The sequence below is a fragment of the Acinetobacter sp. TY2 genome (assembly GCF_046269225.1).
Lineage (GTDB): Bacteria > Pseudomonadota > Gammaproteobacteria > Pseudomonadales > Moraxellaceae > Acinetobacter.
Genome location: NZ_JBJZOR010000011.1, coordinates 131,532 through 138,492, shown reverse-complemented (window position 1 = coordinate 138,492; position 6,961 = coordinate 131,532). Strand labels below are relative to the sequence as shown.

Sequence of the window (6,961 nt, the reverse complement as noted above, 5' to 3'; positions counted from 1 at the left end):
TTCACGCCACCGATCTATAGCGGTCAAAGTGTGCAAGTGATCTACACCGATCCAACAGCGCAAAACGATAGCAATGCCATCCAAGATGCGAGCGGTAACGATACGGCAGGCTTTAACGAAACGGTGGATGCCGGTGACAACGGTTCGACGCAAAAAGACACAACACCACCGACAGTACAAGCAATTATAGACGATGCTACTCATATAACCGTGACTTCAAATGAGATCGGCTTAATTGAAATTACGGATATGCAAGGTAACGTTATTGGTCTCGGTGTAGCTAAAGATGGAATCACAGAAGTAATTTTAAAACGTCCATTAGTAGATGGTGAAAATATTAAAGTAACAGTGACTGATCCGTCTGGAAATATTGATGATACGACTATTCAAGCAGGTGATGTTACTGGACCAATTTTAGATACTGCAGAGGTAAATACTTTCGGTCAATTGGTTCTAACTTTCAATGAAGTGCTTAATGCAGGTAATCCTCCACAAGCCAATGATTTCACGGTGAATGTGAATGGCGTAGATCGTATACCCAATACTGTAACGATCAATGGTAAAGAGGTGACATTGAGTTTTGTACCACCAATTTATAGTGGTCAAAAAGTTGAGGTGAGTTACGAAGACCCAACGGTAGGTAAGAATGATGTTAATGCAATCCAAGATGTTGTAGGTAATGACACGAACAGCTTCACTGAAGATGTTGGACTTAATAATTCATCTGTATTAGACCCTTCAAAATTTAAGTTAGAAATTACAGGTGTTTATGATTATGTTGATCAAGTTGGTGGTAGTCCATTAATTACACCAGAATCGATTGTGAATGGAGGATTTAGCAATGAAGCTTCACCTGTTATTACGGGTAAAGCGGCTGCACTGAGTCAACTCACTATTACGATTAATTCAGTCAATTATACTGTTATTACGGATGCATCTGGTTTTTGGACATTTGATTTCAAAACACACAATCCTCCTTTGATTTTAAATGAGGGAAATGTAGTCATTACAATTACAGATGGTACAGATACACTTTCCTTTAATTATGAGTTGGATACAAAACTTGAGCTTCCAGAATTAACCTTGAGTCAAGATACAGGTATAAATCAAACTGATTTTATTACCAATAATGGACAAATCGATGTATCTAAAATTGAGGTTGGTGCAACATGGTTCTACTCAGTTAAGGGGGGAGCATGGGAGCTTGGTCAAGGCGCATCCTTTAATTTAAAAGATGATGGGCTATATGCTGTTGGTGATATTAAAGTTCAAGTGATCGATAAGGCTGGAAATATTGTAGAGGTTACTTACAATAAAGCTTTGACTCTAGATACCAATCCACCTGTTCCACTGACTGCGACGCTTGCTGAAGATACTGCGGTAGTTGGTGATCGAGTGACAAGTAATGGGCTGCTACAGATAGGTAATGTAGAGGCAGGTACAAAAGTCTATATTCAAATTAAAGGTGGAGCTTGGACTGAGGTCATTGCAAATGGAAATGTATATAGCTATGACTTGCCTGTAGGAAGTTATGCAAAAGGTGATATTTTACTTAAACAAGTAGATGTTGCGGGCAATGAAAGCGTTATTTCAGATCTAAATCCAATTGTTATTGATAAGACTGCGAATCAAGTGACGGTGACTTTAGAAGATACTGGCGTCTTGGATCCAACAGGTACAACAGTTACAACCAAAAATCCGATTATTACCATTTCAAATGTTGAAACTGGCGCTAAACTTTACTATACAAAAGATAATGGCGCAGCCGTAGAAATCACCACTAAAGATAGCCAAGGTAACTATATTTTAGTGTTACCAGCAGGTAATTATTCAGCAAATACTTTTAATTTTTACCAAATAGATTTGGCGGGAAATAAGAGTATTAATCAAAGTTTATCTAATTTCGTCATTGATATGACAATAGAACCTGTTGTTATTACTGATCTATCCGATAACTTAAATGGCGATGTAAATACCAATAAAATACCTTCGGGTTCATTGGTAAATAAAAATGATTTTACACTTTCAGGAACGGCAGAAGCAGGTTCAAGTGTAGAAATTTCTATTAATGGCGTAGTGATTACGACAACACCTGTTCAGGCTGATGCGACTGGTAAATGGACGTTTGATTTCTCTGCTGCAAATCCTGCATTAACAGGTTTCTTTGAAAATGGTGTGTTAAAAGACGGCAACTATACGATTACGGCAAAATCTACTGATATTGCCGGAAATATCTCGGCACCATCTGTGGGTTATATTGTAAATGTCGATACGCATATTCAAGCGCCAACACTAGATGCTGTTACAGGAGATAATAGTATCAGCTCTGCTGAGTATATTTCAGGAATCAAATTGTCTGGAACTGCGGAAGCAGGAAGTACGGTTTATGTACAATGGCGAAATCCAGCCGGTACAGATTTTTTAACAGGACCAGACATTTCGGGTGTATTTCTTGATGATAATACGATAAAAATTCATTCAAGTTCTGGCACAAATGGAACATATATAATTAAATATGGAACTGAGTCTATTACTGGTAATTTGTCTAGTCTAGCTAATGGAATTATTGATTTACCAACCAATATTCCAGTGGGAACAGCAATCACAATAGAAATTAGTTCAGGATTATTTAAAAATTCTTTGATATTGAATAATACTATTTTTGAATATTCGACTACTGCGGATGTAAATGGTAAATGGACTGTACCTGTGGCGGGTCTGCCATCAATTCCTGGTTATTCTAGTGATGCTCATATCCATGTATCTTCACAAGATCAGGCTGGTAATATCAGTTCATCTATAGATCGTACAGTTCCTATTACGCGTACAGAATCGGCAACCATTAATGTGATTGCGGGTGATGACATTATTAATGCAACTGAATGGACTGGTTTACAAAACAGTTTTATTGTTACAGGAACAATTGCAGATAAAAACTTACTGAGTAGCTTGTTTTTATTTGTTCAAGATGCGAATGGTAATGATGTAAATGTAGGTATTGGACTAAATAATTTTGTAAATGTTACGATCACTGGTAATACATGGACAGCGACACTCAACGCTACAAATGTTAAAGATAATTTCAAAGAAGGGAATTATAATTTTGTACTTAAAAATCAGGTTATTGGCGGTAGTGTAATTGCTTCGCGTCCAGTGACTTTTGATAAAACACCTCCAATAGCACCATTAATTGAATCTATTGTTGATCAAGTAGATGAGCATGGAAATGTAGGTGCCGATACCACTGTTACAATTAATAATGGTGTTGTGCATACCAATGATAATACGCCTAAAATTCAGGGTCATGCTTTTGATAGTGGTTCAATAGGTAATATTGCCAATACCATTAAACTCTATTTAGTTGTGAATGGTACTGTTTCAGCTACACCATTTGCTACTTTACCTATTAAGGCCGATGGTTCATGGAGTTATCAATATACTCAGGGACTCGCAGACGGCACGTATATAATACAAGCTGTCCAAGTGGATAAAGCGGGTAACATATCTGGAAGTACAACGCTGAATTTACATGTTGATACTCAAGCACCAATTTTAGATGTAAATACAGTGGCCAATGATTCAAGTTCAGGCATTATTGAAATTGATTTAAAAGAAATTTCAGATGGCGTTGAAGTTAAAGGGCATATTGATCAAATTTCGACAATAATTACCGTTGAAATAAATGGTAAGAAAGTTATTGCAGTCGTAGATAGCAATGGTGATTGGACGGCTAAATTTACTTCTACAGATCTATTTGGTTTAAATGATGGAACAGATTATCCAGTCAAAATTACCGCTGTAGATTTGGCGGGTAATCAATTTGAAACAACATTAAACGCACATACTAAATTTGGTCATTCGGTCGAACTAAACGAATCTAATTATGTGGGTACAGCACTCGTTGTAGAGACTGATTTAGCAGTCGCCAATACGACTTTAAAACTTCCCACAGCCCAAGTTCAAGTCAAAGGACAAAATGTTGTTTGGAGTCTGGAAAATGGAGTAGTGTTTGGCAAGATCGGCAATGAAATTGTGATAGAAATAAAAGCCAATAATAATGGCAAATACGAGGTTGTTCTATCTCAAGGTATTGATCATCTCAGTTCAGATATTGCAACTATTCAGATCCCAGTAGAAACGAATGGTGTAAATTCTCAGCTCAGTATTGTAGTACATGATGGTGAGCCTGTTGTTTCACCAGTGGTCAATATAGACATGACTGAAGTAGGAACGGTTTCAGGTACATTTGTTGAAACTTTTGGTATGGATGGAGGTCATCTCAAATCAGTAACGATTGAAGGTAACACTTATATCTATGATTCAGTCAATAACACTGTGAGTCAATCGGGTAGTTCAACAACAGTTTACGCTTATAGTTATTCAAATGATGCCAATAACTTACTGACGGTTACCACCGTACATGGCAATACTGTCAAAGTGAACATGAAGACAGGTGTATATGAAGTCACTGCATCAGGTATTTCTGCTGAAACCATTGTGAATGAAAAACCACAAGCAAGTTTAGGTGATAAAGGTGGGTTACTTGGCACAGCCAATGTGAATGTTGCTGGCTTAATTGATCTAAGTAGTACTCAGCTTTATACGGTTCAAGATGGTAATAACAATATTTCAAAAGTTGTGATTAATAAAGCTGCCTTGCTCAATTTAGATTTGGGGCTTCATTACGTATATTCAGCTGCAATGGCAGCAGAATTTGGTTTTAAAGTTTCACTAATTAATGCATTCCTGATTACACCAGCGCAGATCAGTATTACCTCATTAGATGGTAAAACAATGGATGTAGACCGCTTGAATGAGTTTTTAGGTACTGTGAAATTGGTGTCGGGTTTAGGTCAAATTTTGGATGTGAAGCTTCTTGCAGGAGAATCAATTACTGCGACTGATAGTAATAATGAAACAGGTAAAGATACGACTGTAGATGTTGCCGATGTCGGTGTATTAAGTGGTCTAGGTGAACTCGTTAAGTTACAACAGTCAGGTATTTTACAAGAAGGTACTGCAAACAATGATGTGGTCAGTGGTGATAAGAGTACATTATCCAAAGATGACCGCCTATACGGGTATGATGGTGATGATGTTCTAGATGCAGGTGAAGGTAGTGATATCTTACGTGGTGGCGCTGGAAATGACACACTTTATGCAGGCAATGGCAATGATATTCTGATTGGTGGAAAAGGTAACGATATCCTTTGGGGCGATGTACAAGGTTCCATAAATCGCTTTAGTGATGTCTTTAAATGGGAAGCAGGTGATCAAGGAACAACAACTACACCCGCGCGTGATGTGATTAAAGATTTCGATAAAGCATCTGTGAAAGAAGGAGGAGATGTCCTTGATCTTTCGGGATTATTGGTTGGAGAAGGTCGTATAGGTTTCAGTACAGGTAACTTGACTAATTACTTACACTTTGCATTGGTGACTGAAAATGGTGTAACGAGTACAGTAATTAGTATTAGTAGTAGCGGAGCTTATATTGGCGGATACTCAGCCAAAGTTGCCGCAAAGACGGATCAAGTGATTGTACTAGAAGGCGTTAACCTTGTAGATGGGGTGAATGCTTACGGTCAATCTGTGAAAAATACCGATCAACAGATTATTCAAGACTTACTCAATAAAGGAAAATTGGAGGTTGATTCTGCCAATATTAATGCCGATGCATTGACAGATAAAACTATAGATATGTCAGCGCAAGTGACAGATTCTGATGGCGATATCAAAAACACAGGAACATCAAGCATTGATACGACTGATGTTCCAAATATTGGCTTTATTGAAAATAATGTCGCACCAACAACACAAGTTTCAGTTGGTAGCTTATTGGGTATTATTAACTTGGATGCACTTGGTGTTATTAATCTGAGTCAGCAATATCTAACAGCCTATGATGTAGATAATAATTTAAAAACCGTAGAAGTTAAGTATCAACCACTGCTGACATTGAGTTTGACACCAATGGCACTCACAGCATCGCAAGCCTTGGCGAAAGAACTTGGCTTAGAATTTACTGTAAAAAGTGATGATGGAGTACTTGGGCTCATTGCACCAAGTTCGAAATTAATTATCACTGCAATTGGTGGTGGTGAAATTGATAATCTTGCTGTAAACGAGTTGCTCACAAGTGTGTATTTAACTGCTAATGACGGCACATTATTAAATGGTAACCTGTTGAATGTAGATGTTTTGAATTCAATCAGTATTACAGCAACAGATACACAAGGTGCTTCAAGTTCAAGTAATGTATCGCAGTTACTCGGGTTAAATCTCTTAAACGCTGGAACCTTTAACGCTGCCAAAGATAGTATTTTATTAGGTACTGACAATGATGATGGTTCATTGTCTGGAACAGCCAATGCAGATCGAATTTATGGACTGAATGGCGATGATATTATTCATGCCGGTGCAGGAGATGATCTTGTTCGTGGCGGCTTAGGTACTGATTATATTGATGGTGGAGAAGGCAATGATCTATTACTTGGTGGTGCAGGAAATGATACGATTATTGGTGGTTTAGGCAATGACGTCATGCTTGGAGGGCAAGGTGTTGATACCTACACAGGTGGTACTGGGGCTGATTTAGTATTCTTCGAATTGTTAAATAATCAGTCAGCCCATGGTGGCAATGATCTCGATACATGGACAGATTTCAATATTGCTGAAGGTGACATGATTGATATCTCTGAATTACTAGTTAGTTTTAAAGACGGCCAATCTGATATTAAAGATTTCGTCAATGTTCAGTATGATGCAGCGAGTAAAACAGCAACGATATCAATTGATCGTGATGGTAAGGAAGTAGGATTCCAATCAGAAAAACTCCTTATTTTGCAAAATCAAAACCAAGATATTACGCTTGATGATTTGCTTAATGGTAAAAATCTGTTGTACTGAGTTATATTTAGCCAAAATAGATTTAAATATATAGATTGATGATCTGATTTTT

At 37.6% G+C, this 6,961-nt stretch carries 1 protein-coding gene; it reads left to right on the top strand.

Translation table 11 applies throughout. The annotated features are described in order from the left end of the window. The first annotated feature begins 30 nt into the window (after nucleotides 1–30). Nucleotides 31–6,909, top strand: coding sequence for an Ig-like domain-containing protein (locus tag ACK1JC_RS09335; RefSeq protein ID WP_409511599.1), 6,879 nt, complete (start codon nucleotides 31–33; stop codon nucleotides 6,907–6,909). The last annotated feature ends 52 nt before the right edge of the window (nucleotides 6,910–6,961 follow it).